This is a genomic window from Planosporangium mesophilum (assembly GCF_016863255.1).
Lineage (GTDB): Bacteria > Actinomycetota > Actinomycetes > Mycobacteriales > Micromonosporaceae > Planosporangium > Planosporangium mesophilum.
On the sequence record NZ_BOON01000024.1, the window covers coordinates 21,630 to 41,226 of the forward strand.

Consider the following 19,597-nt stretch of genomic DNA (forward strand, 5'->3'; position numbering starts at 1 on the left):
CTCAAGCCGTCCGGGCGCCGCGGGCGCCGCTGCCCGGCCTCCGGCCGTTGTCCCGACTCGGGAGCGCCAGGACGCCGCGCTCGATCTCGGTGCGGATCCGGGGGAGCGCCTGCGGCTGCTGGTCGCGCAGCCACTCGACCAGCCGCTCCCGTACCAGGCAGCGGAGGTCCCACAGGGTGTCCGCGTCGGCGGCGCTGACCAGGCACCTGACCCTGACGTGCTCGCCCGTCGCGTCGGTCACCTGCAACAGTGACAGCCGCTCGTCCCAGAGCGGGCTGTCGCTGACGATGCGTTGGAGCTCCTCGCGCATCGGCTGGAGCGGCACCGTCCAGTCCACGTCCAGCTCGACGGTGCCGAGCAGTCGGGACTCGGTCCGCGTCCAGTTCTGGAACGGGTGACTGGCGAAGTACGAGGTCGGCACCACCAGCCTGCGGTCGTCCCAGATCCGTACCACGACGTGGGTGAGCGTGATCTCCTCGACGTGACCCCACTCCTTCTCGACGATCACCACGTCCTCGAGCCGGACGGCGCCGCTGAGCGCGAGCTGCACGCCCGCCAACATGCTCGCCAGCAGGGCCTGCGCGGCCAGGGCGGCCAGTACGCCGACGACGCCGGCGGACAGGAGCAGGCTCTTGCCGGTGGTCCTGGCGTTGGGGAACGTGGTCAGCATGGCGGCGACCGTGAGTACGGCGATCACGGCGATGGTGACCCGGCGGATGATCCGGACCCGCGTGTGCACCCGGCGCGCGTGCAGGTTGTCGCGCACGTCGGTGCGGTAGCGCTGGAGCGCCCGGTCCTCGGTGATCAGCAGCAGCACGCCGATCAGCCACGCCGACACGGCGATCACCGCGAGGTCGAGCAGGTGCAACAGCGGTGATTTCCATCGGCTCTCGGGCAGCGGCAGCGAGTTCAGCGTCGCGTACGAGGCGAAGACGACCGCGAACCACCGCAGGGGTTGGTGTGCCCGGCGGGCGAACTCGCGCGGGAACGGGCCGCGCCGGCCCAGCCGGAGCAGGGCGTGGTGCGCCACCTCGACGACGACCAGGGCGCCGCCCACCGCGGCGAAGAGAGCCAGCAGATGTACCAGGAGCTGGTGAACCGAGCGGGCCATTCCCGGCCAGTACCCCTGTGACGGATCCGATACCGTCCGTGTGCCTGTTCGGGTCGGGGGAGCGAATCGGGCACGGGCGCCGGTTTACCCGGCACGTGCCGGGTTAGGGACATCGGTACCGAACCCCGACCGTCTGCGGAGGAGTCGCCATGGGTACCGCCCACACCCCGGCCGACAACATCTTCTACGACCTGGTGGCGATCGAGTACCACGCGCTCAAGGGTTCCCAGGTCTACGACCAGTACATCCGGGACGCGGCCGAACACGACGACGTACGCCAGTTCATCGAGCAGGTCAAGCAGGAGGACAACCAGCGCGCGATCCGCTCGCACGAGTTCATCATGAAGCTGACCCAGGAGGCCACCGAGAAGACGCCCGTCGGCAAGCGCTGACGCCGGAGTCCACCCGGCGGCCCCCGCCCCCCGGTCCGGGTCGAACCCGGACCGGGTCAGTTGTTGAGAACGGTGGAGAGCTCTTCGACGAAGCGGCGTTCGGACTCGCTGACCCAGGATCCGCCGATGCCGAGGAAGCCCCCGGACTTGGCGGCGTTGACGACCTGGTCGGCGATGCTCACGAGCCAGTGCCGGTACGCCGCGGCCTCCCCGGGGCCGGCCTTCGCCGTGAGCAGGTCGGCGGCCGACCGGGCGCGGTCCAGGACGTCGGTCAAATCCACCTCGCGGCTGCCCAGGTCGAGCACCGGCGGCAGATCTCCGGTCTCCGGGTCGCCGAGCCTGCTGGACAGTTCCAGCGCCACGTCCCGCACCAGCGTGCTGCCGGAGTCGCGGCCGGCGGCGATCGCGTCCAGGCCCGCGCCGCTCTCGGACGCCGTCCGGTTCGTACTGTCGCTCTCGGCGGCGACGGCCGCCATCATGATCGCCTGCGGCAGGCCCACAAGCAGGCCCCACTCCTCGTCCGAGTACACGCGCTGGCTTGTCATCGCACCTGCCTTCTGTCGATCGAATTCGACACGAGGGTAACCCTGTCCGGGCGGCCGCGCTCGGCACCGTTCACCGAGGGGTGCGCCACCCGTCACCGGCCGGGGAGCCCGTCGGTGGTCTGCCGGGCCAGGAGGGCGAGGACTCCGCCCAGCCCGTCGTCGTGGCGCGCCCGATGCTGCCGTGCCGCGCCGCTGCCGTGCTGGCGCAACAGCTCCACCAGACGGGTGACCGTGCCCAGGTCGCCGTGCCGGACCAGGGCCGGCTCGACGTACCCGATCAGCCGGTCGAGCAGGTCCCAGGCGCGGTGCACGGTGCCGGTACGGGCGTCGACGCCGCCACCCTCCAGCCCGTCGTGCGCGGCGCGCCAGTGGGCGGCCTTCAGCAGCTCGTCGGGCACCCGCGGCGCGTCGCGGCCGTCCTCGATATCGGCGATGATCGATGCCACCAGGGCCCGGACGAGCGCCGCGACCAGGACGGTGTCGTCGGGGGTGGCGCAGACGTCACCGATGCGCACCTCGACGGTGGGGTAGTTGGCCGACGGCCGCGCGTACCAGTAGATCATTCCCTCGTCGAGCATGACGCCCGTCGGGACCAGGCACTCGACGGCGGCGCGGTACTCGGCCAGGTCCCGGAAGTGCGGGGTCGGCCCGGTGCTCGGCCAGCGCGTCCACAGGATGGACCGCCAACTGGCGTGGCCGGTGTCGCGTCCGGCGTAGAACGGTGAGTTGGCGGTCATCGCCTGCAGGGTCGGCAGCCACGGTCGTAGGTGGTTGCAGACCTGTACCGCCAGCTCCCGGTCGGGCACGCCGACGTGGACGTGGCAGCCGCACAGGCCGGGGGTGTCGGCGATCGCGCCGAACCGCTCCGCCATCCGCGCGTACCGGGAATCGTCGGTCACCGGCGGCGGTGGCCCGTCGATCACGGCGGTACCCACGGCGAGGATCCGGCACCCGACGCTGACCGCGGCGGTCGTCAGCGAGCGCCGCAGGTCGACCAGTTCCGCGCGCAGCGCGGCCAGGTCGGTGTGGACCGTGGTCGCCACCTCGATCTGGCTGGCGTGGAACTCGCGACTCACCCGGGACCGCACGTCGGGCTCCAGGGCCGCCTCGACCTCGTCGACGCGGGCCACGGCGGTGGCGCTGTCCAGGTCGACGAGGAGGTACTCCTCCTCGACGCCGAGGGTCAGCGGAGCCGCCGGGTCACCGAAGTTGCCGGAGTCACCGGAGTCACCGGACACCACCGGCCGGGATCCGGACCCCCCGGTGGCCGGCGCGGTGACAACCCGCGCGTCCGTCCGCCCTACAGTCATGCATGCCCCCAAACGTCAACCGTGCATCTGGATCGTGCCCCGGTGCGGCGCTCGGCAAACCGGGACGGTACGGGCGGCGGGCGGGTGCGATAGCGTGATCGGACCGGCCGCGTCGAGGTGCGGAAATCCGCCCCGACGCCTGCTCATCGGGTAGCAGCGTGGCTCCGTTGAGTAATCGAGTGTTCCCCCTTACAGTTGATGATCCGGCTCGCTGCGGCAGACTGGGGAAGGTGCAGGATTTATCGGCACAGCCACGGCGAGTAGGAAAAAGCGGAGCGGTTGAGGAGCAGGCATGACGGAATTTAAGCTGGACCACGCCAACGGCCAGCTACCGCTGACGGCGCATGAGGCGACCGAGGGGCCCGCCGGGCTCGATATCAGCAAGCTCCTCAAGGAGACCGACCACGTCACCCTCGATGTCGGTTTCGTCAATACCGCGTCCTGCACGTCCGCCATCACGTTCATCGACGGCGACGCCGGCATCCTGCGATACCGGGGCTACCCGATCGACCAGCTCGCCGGCAAGGTCTCCTTCCTCGAGGTGTCCTACCTGCTGATCTACGGTGAGCTGCCCACGCAGACGCAGCTCGACCAGTTCGCGGACCGGGTACGCAACCACACCCTCCTGCACGAGGAGATGCGGCGCTTCTTCGACGGCTTCCCCCGCGACGCGCACCCGATGCCGGTGCTCTCGTCCGCGGTGAGCGCGCTGTCGACCTTCTACCAGGACAACCTCAACCCGTTCGACCGCGAGCAGGTCGACCTGTCGACGGTCCGGCTGCTGGCCAAGGTCCCCACGATCGCGTCGTACGCGTACAAGAAGTCGATCGGCCAGCCGCTGCTGTACCCGGACAACTCCCTCGGGTACGTGGAGAACTTCCTGCGGATGACGTTCGGCGTGCCGGCCGCACCGTACGAGGTGGACCCGGTCTTCGCGCGGGTGCTCGACATGCTGTTCGTGCTGCACGCCGACCACGAACAGAACTGTTCGACGTCGACGGTGCGCCTGGTCGGCTCCAGCCAGGCCAACCTCTTCGCGTCCGTCTCGGCGGGCGTCAACGCGCTGTTCGGGCCGCTGCACGGCGGCGCCAACCAGGCCGTACTGGAGATGCTCGAGGCCATCCACGCCAGCGGCGACGACGTCGACACCTTCGTCCGCAAGGTGAAGAACCGCGAGGACGGCATCAAGCTCATGGGCTTCGGCCACCGGGTCTACAAGAACTACGACCCGCGCGCGGCGATCGTGAAGAAGGCGGCGCAGGAGGTCCTCGGCCGGATGGAGAAGCCGGACCCGCTGCTGGACATCGCGATGCGGCTCGAGGAGGTCGCACTCCAGGACGACTTCTTCGTCTCGCGGAAGCTGTACCCGAACGTGGACTTCTACACCGGTCTCATCTACAAGGCGATGGGCTTCCCGACCAAGATGTTCACGGTCCTGTTCGCGCTCGGCCGCCTGCCCGGCTGGATCGCCCAGTGGCGCGAGATGATCGAGGACCCGGACACGAAGATCGGCCGGCCGCGTCAGGTGTACACCGGCGAGACCGAGCGCGAGTTCGTCCCGATCGAGCAGCGCTGACCCGTACCCTGAACCGTCTTGAGCGATCGGCACAGCTTCGTCGAAGCTGTGCCGATCGCTTTTTCCTCTCTTGAAGTCCGGCGTCCCCCGCACCCGATCGGAACCACTACCGCACCGGTACATATCCCTTGATTTGTTTGTTCATCGGCGCCCTCGGCCGATCGTGACGTGTAAGGAACCACGTCATGACGAGGGAGCACCCCATGTTTCACCTGCTGCGACGGCTCCGGCTGCGCAACCGACTGCTCGGCGCGTTCGGCGCGCTGTGTGTCCTGCTCGCCGGTGTCACCTGGATCGGGGTCTCCCAGTCCGGTCAGCAGCAGGAGATCACCGGCGAGGTCGCCCGGCTCGCCGCGCTGAACCGCACCGTCATGCAGTTGAAGTTCCGCAACACCGACCTCAGCGGATGGCAGATCGCGTACGCGTGGGACGCGACCCTGATCGGCGGGCGGGCGGCCACCGAGGACCAGTCGCCCAACCGCAAGGGCTTCCTCGAGTCCGCCGCCTCCCAGGACAAGGAGATCGCCGCCGTGCCGGTCGGCGACCTGAGCCCCGCCGAGCGGACCCTGTTCGCCACGATCAAGTCCGAGCTCGCCAGGTTCATGGAGACCGACAAGCAGATCGTCCAGCTCTACCGGCAGGACACCCCGGCCGCCCTCAAGCAGGGCAACGACCTCGTCATCGGCCCCGGGTACGACGTCTACTTCAAGGTGGTCGACGCGACGACCAAGCTGACCGACTCGGTGGCCAAGCGCAGCGACGACGCCCAGGCGCAGGCGACCTCGGAGGCCAAGCACGCGCGCATCATGATGATCGCCGGTTTCGCGGTCGCGCTGGTCCTGGCGCTGCTGCTCGCGCTGCTCATCACGGCCAGCATCGTGGAGCCGGTCCGGAAGGTCGCCGAGGGACTGCGTACGCTCGCCGGCCGGGATCTCACCTCGACTCTCGACGACGCAGGCGCCGACGAGCTGGCCGAGATGGCGCACGCGTACAACGCCGCCACCGCCACCATGCGCGACGCACTGGGAGGCGTGGGCGAGCGGGCCGGTACGCTGGCCGGCGCGTCGACAGAGCTGTCGGCGGTCTCGGGGCGGCTGGACGGGCAGGCGGCCACGGCCAGTGACCAGGCCACCGCGGCCGCGGGCGCGGCCGATGAGATGTCGGGCCAGGTCAGTACCGTGGCGTCGGCCGCCGAGGAGATGGCCGCCTCGATCTCCGAGATCGCCCGCAGCACGGCGTCGGCCGTGGCGGTCGCCGCCGACGCGGTCACCAGCACCGAGGCGACCAGGGCGGCCGTGGGTGAGCTGAGCGCCGCGAGCCTGGAGATCGGCCAGATCGTCAAGACCATCACCTCGATCGCCGAGCAGACCAACCTGCTCGCGCTCAACGCGACGATCGAGGCGGCCCGCGCCGGCGACGCCGGCAAGGGATTCGCCGTGGTGGCCAGCGAGGTCAAGGATCTCGCCCAGGAGACCGCACGGGCGTCGGAGGACATCATCGGCAAGATCGACGCAATCCAGGTGACGACCCAGCGCGCCGGCGAGGCGATCGGCCAGATCGCCGACGTGGTGAACCGGATCGCGGAGATCCAGCAGACCGTCGCCGCCGCCGTCGAGCAGCAGTCCGCGACGACCAGCGAGATCAATCGCAACGTCAGTGACCTGGCCAACGGCTCGCAGCAGATCGCCGGCAACATCACCGGCGTCGCGGGCACCGTCGCGGCCACGAGCGGCGACGCGGCGACGACCCAGCGGTCGGCCGCGGAGCTGGCCGCGATGGCGACGGCCCTGCAGACGCTGGTGGGGGCGTTCCGCTACTGACCGGACGACCGTGGCACCCGGTACGGCTCCTCGCGGGCAGTACCGGGTGCCACGGTCGTTGGTTCAGACGTTCGCGTCGAACCGTAGGCAGGTGGGCTTGGCGCCGGTCACCATGTACTCGGTGGCGGCCCGGATGGCCTGCTCGGGCGTCACCCGGGTCCAGGCCGGCTTGAAGTCGACCACCTCGATGCCGCAGTCGAAGCCGATCGGCTCCGGCCACGCCTCGAGGTCGTCGTCGATGCCGTAACTGCCACGCCCGGCGCCGGCGGCGCCGTCGAGCCAGATCGCGAAGGCACGCTGCGGGTGGCCGAGTCCGAGTTGCAGGCCGCCCTCGGTGGCGCCGGCGGGGAGCAGGTCAACTCCGTGCGGTGCGCCGTCCCGGCCGCGGACGGTGGTGAGAAACGAGAGCAGGCCATCGAGTTCGGCAACCGTGGCGATTCGCCGGGCGTTGTCGCGGCCCCAGTGCAGCGTGTATCGCACCGCCGTCGCTCCTTCCGGTCGTTGTTGGCCGGCATGGGACCGCGGCCGCCGACCGTGCTGAGCTGACCGTCGGACCCATGGCTTGCTTCGCCGCGCTCCCCCTCGACCGATCGACATGACTCGTAGTCACGCCGCTCAGCGGCATCAGTCACCATGCCGCAGTCCGGGTCGGTCCGCAACTGCCGACGCGAAATTCTTACTTTGTGGTCGACTGGCGGACACCCTCCGTCATGGACGGGGTGAGACCTGCCGGGGTCGAACACGTGAGTTTGCGCAACGGCGGTGCGAAATGGTGCGACACTCGATCCGTGGCCGGCGATCGGCCACAACAACAAAAATCCGTGGCAGCGATGAGCCGCGACGTTCGGGTCCGCGGCCGGGGGACCGCGCCGGGTGGGGGCACGCCGGCGCGCGGGTCACGTCGCCGACCGTCCGGAGCCGTCATCGAATCGTGATTCATCGGTCGTTTACCGGCGGGTGGATGGGGGACGCCCCGTGTCGGCCGCGTCGTGGGGACGGCGCGCGATCCATGTGACGGGATCCAGATACCAAAGGGGGGACACGTGAATGAGATGCAGGAAGCGGGGGCGGCCGGTACGCAACAGGTGACCCGGGTGGCCGCACGGCCGTTCGTCAAGCCGGAGAGCGCGCTGGCACGTACGGCGATCGACATCTCGGCGGCGCACGTCGCCGCGGGGGAGTCGGGCGTGTGTGGATACTGCGGGCTCTACTTCCCATGCCCGCCCGCAGTCCATGCCCGGATGGTCGTCACCGCCGCCGGCTTCGATGCCAGTGCGCCGCTGCGCCTGCCCGACGCGGACGTGGAGCGGGTGCCGGACGACGCCCCGGGTGAGAACCCGCCGGAGATCACGCCGCAGCGCGCAGCCGACGCCGCGGACGAGGAGGACAGCGAGGTCGCACCGCGCGACCGGGTCGGCGCGGTGTAGCCGGGGCCGTCGGTGGGGGCCCGGGGGCGGCGTCGACCGTCGGCGGGGCCGCTCCTGAGTGAGGTCGCCGGACTGAAATCCTCAGGAAGCGCCCCGCCGGGTCGATGAGGACAGCACTCGGCTGTCTCCCTGTGTATGCCGACGACGAGAGGTGACGGCGTGCGTGCTCTGATCATCGACGATGCCCGTGCGATGCGGTCGATCCTGAAGCGCATCGTGGTGCCGCTGGGCTTCGAGGTGCACGAGGCAACCAACGGCCGAGAGGCGCTCGATCACCTCATCGCCGCCGACGAGGTGCCCGACCTCGCGCTGGTGGACTGGAACATGCCCGAGATGAACGGGTACGACTTCATCAAGGCGGTGCGCGCCGACCGCCGCTGGCGGAACATGTCGATCATGATGGTCACCACCGAGAGCGAGAACCACCAGGTGGTACGCGCGCTCGCGGCGGGGGCCCACGAGTACGTGATCAAGCCGTTCCCGCCCGTGGCGATCATCGAGAAGCTCGTCCTGCTCGGCCTCGTACCGAGCGAGGCGGCGGCTACCGCGGCGGCCTGACCGCCGTCGGCTCGCTCGCGCGGGCCGGCTGTGCCTCGTGCGCCGGGTGGCCGACCCGGCACTGGTGGGTCGCCCCCGTCTTCGGTATCGCCGCTGACGCTGCCCGCAGGTGGACCCGGAAGGTCGCGCCGGAGCCCGGCGCGGTGCGCACCTCGACGGTGCCGTCGTGGGCGGCCACGATGGCGGCGACGATCGCCAGGCCAAGGCCACTGCCGCCGGTGTGCCGGGCCCGTGACGGATCGGCCCGGTAGAACCGTTCGAAGACCCGCGCGGCGTGCTCCGGCGCCAGGCCCGGACCCCGGTCGGCGACCTCCAGGAGTACCCCTGTCTCGCCGTCCCGCGCGACGGTGACCGCCACCGGTACGCCCGGTGCCGTGTGCGTCAGGGCGTTGGTGACCAGGTTGCCCAGGACCTGCCGCAGTCGTGGCTCGTCGCCGTTGACCACGCAGGCGCCGCTCGTACGCAGCTCGATGCGCCGGTCGGTGGCGATCACCCGGGCGTCGTGCACCGCGTCGGCGGCGAGGACCGCCAGGTCGACCGGCCGGCGCTGGAGCGGTCGCTGCTGGTCCAGCCGGGCGAGCAGCAGCAGGTCCTCGACCAGCAGCCCCATCCGGGACGACTCGGCCTCGATGCGGCGCATGTACCGGGACACGTCGGCCGTGTCGGCGGCGGCGCCCTGCCGGTACAGCTCGGCGAAGCCGCGGATCGACGTCAGCGGCGTGCGGAGCTCGTGGCTGGCGTCGGCGACGAACCGGCGCATCCGCGCCTCGGACGCGCGGGCCTGCGCCTCCGAGGCCTCCCGGTCGCGGAAGGCGCCCTCGATCCGGGCCAGCATCGCGTTGAGCGCCTCGGTCAGGCGCCCGACCTCGGTGCGCGGGTCCCGCTGGGGTACCCGCTGGTCGAGCTGGCCGTCCGCGATGGCGGCCGCGACGGTCTCCACCTGCCGCAGCGGGCGGAGGCTGGCGCGTACCAGCAGGAACCCCACGCCGCCGAGCAGGACGAGCACGACGGCACCGACCACGAAGTCGATCAGGGCCAGGCCCGTCACGATCGCCGACTGCTCGCTCAGGCTCACGGCCATGACCAGGGTCGCGTTCGAGGCGGGTACCGGCTCCACCACCAGGCGCCAGGAGCCGCCGCCACCGGTACCCGGCACGGTCCTCGGGGCGTCGAAGGCGACGGTGGTGGGATCGGCGGGGACCGCCGGCACCTGGCCGCCGGGCGGCGGCAGGTCGAAGACGCTGTCCCCGTTCCCGTCGTCGACCCGCAGGTAGACGGCGCCGGGCAGGTTGAACCGGGCCAGGTCGCCGCCGCCGGGCGGTACCCCGTGCCGAAGCTGCGCCGCGGTGGTCCGCGCCGACGAGGTGAGCTGGCCGTCCAGTCGGGCGGTCAGGTACCGGTCCAGCGCCTCGAGCGCGACCGCGCCGGTCACGACCTGCGCGACGGCCACCGTCACCAGCATGGCGACGACCAGGCGTACCCGCAGCGGCACCCGGTCGACGAACGCGCCGACCCGGCGGGCGGACCCCCGGGCCCGGCCGCGGACGGCGTGCCAGCCGGCCACGGCCGGACGCCGGGCCGCGGCGAGCGAGCGCGCGGTCCGGTCCAACGTGTCACGGCTGGGCACTTCCCTACTGTGCGTCACCGTGCTGGACGGCTGCCGATACCGGGCTGTGAGGTCTCTGGGAAATTCGCCGAGCCGGGTGTCAACCGGCCGCCGGCCACCCGGGGGTGGCCAGCAGGGTGCCGTCGTCGCGTACCAGGAGCGCCTCGTAGCCGGGCAGCCCGTCCAGCCATCTCACCGCCTCCGGGCCGCGGGCCACGGCCGCCGTGGCGTACACGTCCGCCCAGGTCAGGGACGGTCCCGTCACGGTCACAGAGCGGAGCCCGCGCGCCGGTGCGCCGGTGTGCGGGTCGAGGATGTGGGCGCCGCGGTGCGCGCCGCCCGAGGTGGCGACCGCGTGATCGGTGACCTCCAGGACGGTGAGCAGCCGGTCCGGCTGCGCCGGATCCTCCACGCCGATCCGCCAAGAGCCGCGGGTCACCAGGTCCCCGCCGGCACTCACGTAGTGGTCGATTCCCCGCAGGTGGGCCGCGGCGCGCTCCACGGCCCAGCCCTTGACCAGGCCCGACGGGTCGAACGCCGGCCGGCTGGCGGCCCTGCGCAGGTACGCGTCGAAGTACCCGCCGGTGCGATCGCGCGCCTGCTCGCAGAGCTCCAGTACGGTCTCCACCAGCGGGCCGGTGACCCGCTCGCCCCGGTTCAGCGCGCTGACCCGGCTGTCCGGGCGGTACGGGCTGAACAGCGCGTCGATCATGCGTAACTCGGCGAAGACCGCGGCGACCGCGTCCCCCACACCGGTGCTGTCCGCGTGCGGGCCGCGCACGTGCACGCTGACCGGCAGGCCCATGATCTGCTCGACGAACGCCCGTCTCGTCAACGCGTCAGCCCTTGAAGTGCGCGCTGTCGAGCGCCGCCTGGAGCGACCCGAGGTAGCCCTCGCTGGTCACGGTCGCCCCGGACACGACGTCGATGTCGGCGCTCTGTGCGGTCAGTACCTCCGAGCGCAGGTGCGGTACGGCGAACGAGTTGATCTCGATGTCGCGGCGGTTCCCGTTCGGGACCTGGAGCGCCGTCACGTCGGTGATCCTGCCGCTGATGATGTGCACCTGGACCTGCACCGGCCCCCACCGGGTCTGTACCACCGTGCCGTTGACGACCAGGTCCGTCCCTGCCTTGGCGGTGTTCCCGGGCGTGCCGGGCGCGGTCGGCGGGGCGGTGTCCCCGGCGCCGCTGCCCGGCGGGTCGGCGGCCGCACCCGGTGAGCCGGACACGATGCCCGGCGCGGTGCCGCCCTCGGCGGTGCCGCCCTCCGCGGCCGACGCCGGACCGGCCGGACCCATGGTCGAGGTCCGGTAGCTGAACAGCAGGACGACCACGGCGACCGTGGCCACCAGCCACATCGTGATCCTGCGCATGGGCGCCAGCCCCTTTCGACGTGGCCTACCAGGTGAACCGTTCGAGGTGGATGCGGTCGGCGGGCACCGTCGCCCGGCGAGCCGCGCGTACCACCGACTCCATCCACGGGTCCGGCCCGCAGACGAACACGTCGTGGCGTGCGATGTCGGGGACTAGATGGCGCAGGGACTGCGCGTCGTCGCCCCAGCCCGCCGGCAGCCACGACCCGTCCCGGCCCCGCGGTCCGAGCAGGTACAGCACCCGTACGCCGCGGACCGCCGCCAGGTGCTCCAGTTCGCGCCGGAACACCAGGTCCGCGTCGGAGCGGGTGCGGTAGAGCAGGGTGACGTCGCCGGGGGAGTACGCAAGCTCCTCCAGCAGCGCGCGCAGCGGGGTGATGCCGACCCCCGACGCGATCATCGTGACCCGACGGGCGGTGCGCCGGTCGGCGGTCAGCCGCCCGTACGGGCCCTCGATGAGCACCTTCGTCCCCGGCCGCAGCGTGGACACCCGTCGGCTGTCGTCGCCGAGTGACTTCACCGTGATCCGCAGCGAGCCAGGCCGGGGCGCGGCCGACAGCGAGTACGGGTGGGCCCGGCTCCAGCCCGGCCCGGCCAGGAACCGCCACTGGAGGAACTGGCCGGCGCGCACCGGCAGCCGGTGCAGGTCACGGCCGCGCAGGTAGATCGAGTGGACGCCGGGCGCCTCGGGTACGACGGCGGCGACCTCGAGCCGGTGCCGGACCGTGCGCCACACGGGCACCCCGAGCCGGAAGACCACCACGGCGGCGGCGCAGACGCCGTACGCGGTCCACCAGTACGCCGCGGCCAGCGGCGAAGCGGTGAAGTCGGCACCGGTCCACAGTTGGTGGGGCAGCGCCAGCCCGGCGCCGAGATAGGCGTACAGGTGCAGCAGGTGCCAGGACTCGTAGCGCAGTCGCCGCCGGGCCGCGCGAACCGAGGTCACGGCGACCATCACCAGCGCCGCCGAGCCTGCTGTCGCCAGCAACATCCCCGGATACGTGGTGACCAGGTCCCACGCCTCGCGCAGGACCGGCACGGAGGCGGTTCCCGCGTACCCGAGCGTGATCAGCACGATGTGGGCGAGCATCAGGTTGAAGGAGGTGAACCCGACCAGCCGGTGCCAGTGGGCGAGCCGGTCCTGGCCGTAGGTCCGCTCGATCCACGGCACCCGGGCCATCAGCAGAACCTGTATCAGCAGCAGCTCGGCCGAGACGAGGCCGGTCAACCGGCCGATGGAGGTGACGCCGGTCCACCAGCCGGTGAGATCCTGGAGGCCGCGGCCGCGTACCCACAGCGCGACGACGAAGAGCAGGCTGAACGCGGCGGCGGCGCCGAGGACGTCCGGCCGGAGTGACCTCGTCGAACCGGTCACCACGTCCACCGGTGGCCTGGCCGTCCGGGTCGTCACCGCCGTCACGGCACCTCCTGAGTTGTTGTCGGGGCAACTATTACCGACGAACCTGTGGGGATGCTGTCCGCGACCTGGGAGTTCGGTGATCGGGAAAACGTGTGCGAGGATCTCGATCCACATCGGATGTCGTCCTCGTCGAGGCGGGGGCTGGTATCCCACCCGGGTCCGTGGTCGCCGCCGGCGCACGGGTACGGCGGGAGCGGCCTTCTTCCTGAAGATGACGGATGCCAACCGGGGCAATGCATAGTTAAAATCGTGAATACCGCACCACCCGACCCCCGGGAGGTGCGGCCGTTCGCTCTTCTGAGCCGGTGACCAGATGTGGGGGGCAGCGTTGTCGTGACCGCGCCAGCGACCCTTGCCGCGCCGGCGGGTTTCGTGCCCGCCCTCGCCATCGCCCTGTGGCTGGGTCTGCTCGCCGTGGCCGCCGTGGTGCTCCTGGCGACCGGCTCCCTGGCGTGGTGGCAGCGCCGCCGGGACGGCTCGATCCCGGCGCTGCCGGTGACGCGGCTACGCGGCGGCCGGCCCCGACGCGAGGACCTGGTCCGCCTGGTGGCCGAGGTCGAGGCGTTGAACGTGCACGCGGTCAGTGCCGGCATCGCCGCCGCCGACGCGGAGTCGGCGGCGGTGCGGGCCCGGGCCCGGTGCCGGGCGGCCGAGTGGCGGCGCGAGCGGGCCTGGAACGAGTACGACACCGCCCAGCGTGAGTACGTCGCGGCGCTGCGGGCCGGCGCCGACGACGAGGAGGTGTGGCCGGCGGCGAGTACGAGCGGCGCGTGGCCGGTACTGGTGGCCGGGGGTGCCGAGCCGGCCGGTCAACCGCCCACCGGGCCGTCGCCGTCGCCCGAGGAGCAGCCGGCCGTAGAGCAGCCGCCGGTGGGGCAGCCGCCGGTGGAGCCCGAGCCGGAACTGCGGGACGAGGTGGCGCGCGCGGCGCTCGCCGCGTACCGGCGCGGTGGCATCTCGGTGGAGCAGTTGCGGGCGGTGCTGCGGCACACCGACGGCTGGACCCACGTTCACGCCCGCCACGAGCGCGAGGTACTGCTGCGGCGCGCGGCCGAACGGGCGGCGCACCGCCGGTACACGGCCGCCGCCCTGGCCGAGCGCAGCGCGTACCAGGCCGTCGACGTCGCCGACGCGGCGGCGAGGGCCTGGGCCGACGAGGCGATGGACGCGGCGGAGGACGCCCGCCTGGCGCGCGCCTACCTCGCCCACTGCCTGCGCACGGCGGGCGTCCGGCGGCGGCTGGCACGCGCGTACGGGGCACCGGGCGCTCGCCGGCGGCTGCCCCGCCAGCGGCGGCGCGAGGCGGCAAGGGCGGCGGCCGCGCCGGCCGACCCCACAGTCGCGCCGGCCGACGCCGCCCCCGTCATGACCGGCGACTCCGGTGTCGTGACCGGCGACGCGGCCGCCTGACGCGCCCGCGAGCCGGGGCGACCGCGTCGCGGGCTTCCGCGGCCGCGTCGTACCGGCCCAGCTCGTGCCCTGCTCAGGCCCGGCGCGCCGCCAGGTACATCGCCGCCATGTCCTCGTCGCGATGGCTGCCGCGGGCCACCTCGTCGAGGTGCCGCCGGGCCGCCTCGACGGCCGCCAGGTCCACCCCGGCCGACTCGCCGGCGGCCAGGATCAGGTTCGCGTCCTTGACCGCGCCGCTGACCGGGAACGACGGCGGAAACTCCCGGCGCATCATCAGCGCGCCCTTGACGTGCGCGTACGTGAGGTCGAGCGGGCCGCCCTCGATCACCTTGAGGAAGTCGTTGCCGTCGAGTCCGAGCGCGTCGGCGAGGGCGAACGCGTTGGCGACGCCCTCCGTCGCGGTGAGGACCCACGTGTTGGCCACGAGCTTCAGCCGGCTGCCCTGGCCCGCCGGCCCCACCCACAGCACCTTCGCGGCGACCGGCCGCAGCACGGTCTCGACGCGGTCGCGTACCTCGTCCGGGCCGGACGCGAGCGCGGTCAGCTTGCCCTGCTCGGCCGGCTCCTTCGTACCGACGACGGGGGAGTCCACATACGTGAGCCGCCGCTGGGTGGCGAGGTCCGCCAGTCGCTGCGCCCCCTCGATACCGACGGTGCTCATCTGCAGCCACAGCGCGCCCGGCCCGATCCGGCCGGCGGCCGCCTCCATCGCCTGCGCCACCGCATCGGCGTCGTAGAGCATCGTCACAATCACGTCGGCGCCCTCGACGGCGCTGCCGGGGTCGTCGGCCACCTGTGCGCCCGCCTCGGCCAGCGGCTCGGCCTTGGCGCGGGTCCGGTTCCACACCCGCACCGTCTCGCCCGCCTTCAGCCAGTTGCGGGCCATCGCCGAGCCCATGATGCCGGTGCCGAGTACCGCGATCGTCATGCTGTGCCCCCTCGTTCGACGTTCCACGCCCGCGTACCCGGGCATCGCCTGATCCACACCAACCTGCCAGACGCGAACCGAGGCGCCGCTGCCGGTGTTCGGCAGCGGCGCCTCGGTTCGCGTGGTGGGTGGGTGTCTGCTCAGTAGCCGCCGCTGTCCCCGCCGGTACCGGCGCCGCCAGCGGCCGGGGGCTCCGCCGGGGTCGGGGTGGAGGTCGGCAGGCAGGTCAGGTTCTTCTTACCGGTCGGGGTCGACACGAACCAGGTACCGCCGACCATCTGGCCGGTCCACTTGCCCGGGGTCTTGTCGCCCACGTACCGGTACAGCGGCCAGCCCCCGAGCGTGATCTGGGTGCCGCCGTCGGCGCGCTTGATGGTGCCGACCAGGTCCTGGTTCACACCCTCGAGTTGCGGGGCGTTGCCGTCGCTGGACAGCAGCGGCGGCCAGACCTGCGCGCACTTGTCCTTGCAGTTGGAGGCGGGCGGGTTGGCGGTGTCCTTGTCGAACCGGTACAGCACCCAGCCGCCGTCGTCGACCACGACCTGGCCCATGCGGGGCAGCGACTTCGCGGTGAGCTTGGTGGTCTTGGAACCGACCGGGGTGGCTTCGGCGGCTCCGCCGGTACCGCCGCCTGAGCCGTAGCCGCCGGCCGCTGGGTCACCGGCCGCCGGGGTACCGGCGGGGGCGGCCAACGGGACCGAGGTGGTGCGGGCGACCTGGTTGCTTGGCGTCCCGGCCGCCCGGACGGCCCACCCCGCCAGTGCGAGCGCGGTCAACACCCCGCAGACGAGGTATGCAGCGCGGCTGGCTCGGATCACGTCTCCTCCTTGGTACTCACACGGGTGTGTCAGCTGTCCGGTGGGGCGATTGCGCGACCCACGTCCGGTGAACGCGGTCGTCGGGGTCCGGGCGCCTCGGTCCCCGCCGATCGATCCGTTTACGTCGGGGAGTACGCGGGGTGGCAGCGGCCGGTTCACGGGGTGTCGAGAACTAATCGAAACTTAATTATTTCGACCTTCTGACCTCGGAGAGTCGGTACTTGGCAGGCAAGTTACCGGCCGGTACCTTGCTGGTCTGCGTACCGAATGACCCGGGAGGTCGGTTTGAGCACGCGCGTCTTCACCGACATGTCAGCCTCCGAACTGGCCACCGCGATCCGGCATCGGCGCGCGAGCGCCGTCGAGGTGGTGGAGGCGCACATCGCCACCCTCCGACGGGTCAACCCGGCGCTCAACGCCCTGGTCGCGGACCGCTTCGACGCCGCCCGGGCGGCCGCGACGGCCGCCGACGCGCGGGTCGCCGCGGCCGCGCCCGACGAGCCGCTGCCGCCCCTGCTGGGCGTGCCGTGCACGATCAAGGAGTCGGTGGCGGTCGCCGGCCTGCCCAACACCGCCGGGGTCGTCGCGCGCGCCGGGGTACCGGCCGCGACCTCCGCTCCGGTCGCGCAGCGCCTCATCGACGCCGGGGCGATCGTGCTCGGCGTGACCAACACGTCCGAGCTGTGCTTATGGGTGGAGACCGAGAACCGGCTCTACGGGCGTACCCGCAACCCGTACGACCCGTCGAGGACCGCCGGCGGCTCGTCCGGGGGAGAGGGCGCGGTGGTCGGCAGCGGCGCGTCCCCGTTCGGCCTCGGCTCGGACATCGGCGGCTCCATCCGGATCCCGTCGTTCTGCTGCGGGGTGTTCGGCCACAAGCCGTCGCGCGGCCTGTCGCCGGCCACCGGCTCGTGGCCGCCGTGTGACGACGGCAACCGCCCGCTGTTCGCGCACGGGCCGCTCGCGCGCCGCGCCGAGGACCTGATGCCGCTGCTGCGCGTCATCGCCGGCCCCGACGGGGTGGACCCGATCGCCGGCGTGGCAGCCCTCGGCGACCCCGCCGACGTCTCCCTGCGCGACCTGCCGGTCCTGCTCATCGACGAGTCCTGGCCGCTGGTCGCCAGCGACGACATGCTGTGGGCCCGGGAACGGGCCGCCGGTGCGCTCGCCGCCGCCGGGGCCCGGGTACGCCGCCGGCGGATGCCCGCGCTGCGCCGCGCCGTCGACGCGTACCTGACGACCCTGGCCCGCAGTTCCGGCATCGGGGCCCGCGACTTCCTGTTCGCGGCCGGCGCCGGCGAGGTCGGCCTGAGCGCGCTGCTGCGCCGGGGTGGTCCGCACACCGTCGCGACCCGGCTGCTGCTGGTCGCCGAGCGGGCGCAGGCCCGGGTACCGCGCCGGCTGGCGGAGCAGTTGATCAGGGCCGGCGAGACGATCGCCGTCGAGCTCAGGGAGGCGATCGGCGACGGCGTACTGCTCGAGCCGCCGCTGGCGACGGCCGCCCCCCGTCACGGCCGTACGGTGGGGCGGCCGTGGTGGCTGGCCCATGTGGTGCCGTTCAACCTGGCCGGGCTGCCGGTCACCCAGACCCCGCTGGGGCTGGACCGCGACGGGCTTCCACTGGGCGTACAGGTGGTGGCCGGGCACGGCCGTGACCACGTGTCGATCGCGGTCGCCCTGGAACTGGAGCGGGTCTTCGGCGGCTGGACGCCGCCGAAGACCCGCTACCTTGCCGATCTCGGAGAACCTGCCGAACTTTCCAGGATCTAGGAGGAGCTGGTGACCGGCTCCGGCGTCTCCCGGGTGTGGCGCAGCCGGCTGCTGCGGCGGCTGTACAGGAAGTAGATCACCAGCCCGACGGCCATCCAGACCACGAACCGGATCCAGGTCTGCACCGGCAGGTTCAGCATCAGCCAGACGCTCGCGGCGACGCTCAGCGCGGGCAGCCACGGCACCCCGGGGGCCCGGAACGCCCGCGGCAGGTCCGGCCGGGTACGGCGCAGGACGACCACTCCGATCGAGACCACCACGAACGCGAAGAGCGTGCCGATGCTGGTCAGTTCGGAGAGCTCGGACAGCGGGATGAACCCGGCGAGGGCCGCGACCACCGCGCAGGTGATGATCGTGATGACCCAGGGCGTCCCGAACCGGGGGTGCACCTTGCCCACGACGGGCGGCAGCAGGCCGTCCCGCGACATCGCGAAGAACACCCGGGTCTGACCCAGCATCAGCACCAGGATCACGGTCGTGATGCCGCAGATGGCGCCCAGCGAGATCAGATTGGCCGCCCAGCCCTGGCCCACCTCGTCGAACGCTCTGGCCAGCGGCGCGCCGGTGTTCAGGTTGGTGTACTTGGTCATGCCGGTGACGACCGCCGACACGGCGACGTACAGCAGGGCGCAGACGGCGAGCGAGCCGATGATGCCGCGCGGCATGTCCCGCTGCGGGTTGCGGGTCTCCTCGGCCGTCGTGGCGACCACGTCGAAGCCGATGTAGGCGAAGAAGACGATCGCCGCCGCGGCCAGGATGCCGAACCAGCCGAAGTGCTGCGGCGTCACCCCGGCGATCACCTGGAGCAGCGGTTCTTCGCCGCCACTGACCTTCTCGGCCGGCCTGGCCGGCGGGATGAACGGGTGGTAGTTGGCGGCCTTGATGAAGAACACGCCCAGGCCGATCACGAACAGGACCACCGCGAGCTTGACCGCGACCAGGATGTTGGTGAGCCGGCTCGACACCTTCACGCCGACGATCATGACGATGCCGAGGAGCGCGACGATGCCGATCGCGCCCCAGTCCGGTATGGCCTTGTCCCCGGCCAGCCAGGTCGGCAGGTCGAACAGTCGCTGGAGGTACGCCGACCAGCCGCGCGACACGACCGAGGCGCCGAGCGCCAGCTCCAGGCACAGGTCCCAGCCGATGATCCAGGCGATGAACTCGCCGAGGGTGGCGTACGCGAACGTGTACGCCGACCCCGCCACCGGCACGGTGGAGGCGAACTCGGCGTAGCACATCGCGGCCAGGGCGCAGACGATGCCGGCGATCACGAACGAGATGACGATGGCCGGGCCGGCGTTGATCGCCGCCTGCTGACCGGTCAGTACGAAGATGCCGGTACCGACGATGACCCCGATGCCGAACGCGGCGAGATCCACCGCGGACAGATCGCGGCGTAGCTTGCGCTCGGGATCGTCGGTCTCCCGGATCGACTGCTCTACCGGTTTCGTACGGAAAATGGACACCGCCCACCTACCCTGTCTCGATTGCCACCGTTCATGCCCGGGCGGTAGGGGGGTTGAAACGCGG

18 protein-coding genes are annotated in these 19,597 nt (G+C 72.0%); 7 read left to right on the top strand and 11 right to left on the bottom strand.

From position 1 onward, the window contains the following. Nucleotide 1: 1 nt before the first annotated feature. Nucleotides 2-1,111, bottom strand: a complete 1,110-nt coding sequence (locus Pme01_RS12875) for a mechanosensitive ion channel family protein (RefSeq protein ID WP_168117609.1) — start codon at nucleotides 1,109-1,111, stop codon at nucleotides 2-4. 149 nt (nucleotides 1,112-1,260) lie between these two features. Here Pme01_RS12875 and Pme01_RS12880 point away from each other — a divergent pair, with 149 nt between their 5' ends. Continuing rightward, nucleotides 1,261-1,503: a hypothetical protein gene (locus tag Pme01_RS12880; RefSeq protein WP_168117608.1), complete on the top strand. Its 243-nt coding sequence runs from the start codon at nucleotides 1,261-1,263 to the stop codon at nucleotides 1,501-1,503. Between the two features lie 56 nt (nucleotides 1,504-1,559). Here Pme01_RS12880 and Pme01_RS12885 read toward each other — a convergent pair whose 3' ends face one another. Both Pme01_RS12885 and Pme01_RS12890 read right to left on the bottom strand, forming a co-directional pair. After that, nucleotides 1,560-2,048 carry a hypothetical protein gene (locus Pme01_RS12885; protein ID WP_168117607.1) on the bottom strand — a complete coding sequence of 163 codons (489 nt, stop codon included), beginning with the start codon at nucleotides 2,046-2,048 and terminating at the stop codon, nucleotides 1,560-1,562. 92 nt (nucleotides 2,049-2,140) lie between these two features. After that, nucleotides 2,141-3,358, bottom strand: a complete 1,218-nt coding sequence (locus Pme01_RS12890) for a carboxylate-amine ligase (RefSeq protein WP_168117606.1) — start codon at nucleotides 3,356-3,358, stop codon at nucleotides 2,141-2,143. A gap of 292 nt (nucleotides 3,359-3,650) precedes the next feature. Here Pme01_RS12890 and Pme01_RS12895 point away from each other — a divergent pair, with 292 nt between their 5' ends. Beyond that, nucleotides 3,651-4,934 (top strand): citrate synthase, encoded by a 1,284-nt coding sequence (locus Pme01_RS12895; protein WP_168117605.1) that lies wholly within the window; start codon nucleotides 3,651-3,653, stop codon nucleotides 4,932-4,934. Nucleotides 4,935-5,119: 185 nt separating this feature from the next. Beyond that, nucleotides 5,120-6,754, top strand: coding sequence for a methyl-accepting chemotaxis protein (locus Pme01_RS12900; protein WP_239088197.1), 1,635 nt, complete (start codon nucleotides 5,120-5,122; stop codon nucleotides 6,752-6,754). 63 nt (nucleotides 6,755-6,817) lie between these two features. On the opposite strand, the gene Pme01_RS12905 is transcribed toward Pme01_RS12900, so the two are convergent. Continuing rightward, nucleotides 6,818-7,234 (bottom strand): Imm1 family immunity protein, encoded by a 417-nt coding sequence (locus Pme01_RS12905; RefSeq protein WP_168117604.1) that lies wholly within the window; start codon nucleotides 7,232-7,234, stop codon nucleotides 6,818-6,820. 563 nt (nucleotides 7,235-7,797) lie between these two features. Here Pme01_RS12905 and Pme01_RS12910 point away from each other — a divergent pair. Then, nucleotides 7,798-8,181 (top strand): hypothetical protein, encoded by a 384-nt coding sequence (locus Pme01_RS12910; protein WP_168117603.1) that lies wholly within the window; start codon nucleotides 7,798-7,800, stop codon nucleotides 8,179-8,181. A gap of 159 nt (nucleotides 8,182-8,340) precedes the next feature. Further along, the gene (locus Pme01_RS12915) at nucleotides 8,341-8,739 is read left to right on the top strand and encodes a response regulator (protein ID WP_239088198.1); all 399 of its coding nucleotides are present in this window, start codon (nucleotides 8,341-8,343) and stop codon (nucleotides 8,737-8,739) included. Here the strand turns inward: Pme01_RS12915 and Pme01_RS12920 are convergent. From Pme01_RS12920 to Pme01_RS12935, 4 genes are all read right to left on the bottom strand, one after another. After that, entirely contained in the window at nucleotides 8,723-10,366 is a 1,644-nt protein-coding gene (locus Pme01_RS12920; protein WP_373315487.1) for a sensor histidine kinase, read from the bottom strand. The genes Pme01_RS12915 and Pme01_RS12920 overlap by 17 nt on opposite strands. 79 nt (nucleotides 10,367-10,445) lie before the next feature. Beyond that, on the bottom strand, nucleotides 10,446-11,180 hold the full coding sequence (locus Pme01_RS12925) for an FAD:protein FMN transferase (protein WP_203935591.1): 735 nt from the start codon (nucleotides 11,178-11,180) through the stop codon (nucleotides 10,446-10,448). 4 nt (nucleotides 11,181-11,184) lie between these two features. Then, complete coding sequence (locus Pme01_RS12930) at nucleotides 11,185-11,718, bottom strand: FMN-binding protein (protein WP_168117601.1); 534 nt, start codon at nucleotides 11,716-11,718, stop codon at nucleotides 11,185-11,187. A 25-nt stretch (nucleotides 11,719-11,743) separates the two neighbouring features. Continuing rightward, entirely contained in the window at nucleotides 11,744-13,138 is a 1,395-nt protein-coding gene (locus tag Pme01_RS12935) for a ferredoxin reductase family protein (RefSeq protein WP_239088199.1), read from the bottom strand. A gap of 333 nt (nucleotides 13,139-13,471) precedes the next feature. Here Pme01_RS12935 and Pme01_RS12940 point away from each other — a divergent pair, with 333 nt between their 5' ends. Further along, complete coding sequence (locus Pme01_RS12940; RefSeq protein ID WP_168117599.1) at nucleotides 13,472-14,548, top strand: hypothetical protein; 1,077 nt, start codon at nucleotides 13,472-13,474, stop codon at nucleotides 14,546-14,548. Between the two features lie 73 nt (nucleotides 14,549-14,621). Here Pme01_RS12940 and Pme01_RS12945 read toward each other — a convergent pair whose 3' ends face one another. Further along, nucleotides 14,622-15,476, bottom strand: a complete 855-nt coding sequence (locus tag Pme01_RS12945; RefSeq protein WP_168117598.1) for an NAD(P)-dependent oxidoreductase — start codon at nucleotides 15,474-15,476, stop codon at nucleotides 14,622-14,624. Between the two features lie 140 nt (nucleotides 15,477-15,616). Further along, nucleotides 15,617-16,294, bottom strand: coding sequence for a hypothetical protein (locus tag Pme01_RS12950; protein ID WP_168117597.1), 678 nt, complete (start codon nucleotides 16,292-16,294; stop codon nucleotides 15,617-15,619). A 285-nt stretch (nucleotides 16,295-16,579) separates the two neighbouring features. On the opposite strand from Pme01_RS12950, the gene Pme01_RS12955 reads away from it, so the two are divergent. After that, on the top strand, nucleotides 16,580-18,064 hold the full coding sequence (locus Pme01_RS12955; protein WP_203935592.1) for an amidase: 1,485 nt from the start codon (nucleotides 16,580-16,582) through the stop codon (nucleotides 18,062-18,064). On the opposite strand, the gene Pme01_RS12960 is transcribed toward Pme01_RS12955, so the two are convergent. Then, nucleotides 18,061-19,533 carry an amino acid permease gene (locus Pme01_RS12960; RefSeq protein ID WP_168117596.1) on the bottom strand — a complete coding sequence of 491 codons (1,473 nt, stop codon included), beginning with the start codon at nucleotides 19,531-19,533 and terminating at the stop codon, nucleotides 18,061-18,063. The genes Pme01_RS12955 and Pme01_RS12960 overlap by 4 nt on opposite strands. Nucleotides 19,534-19,597: the final 64 nt, after the last annotated feature.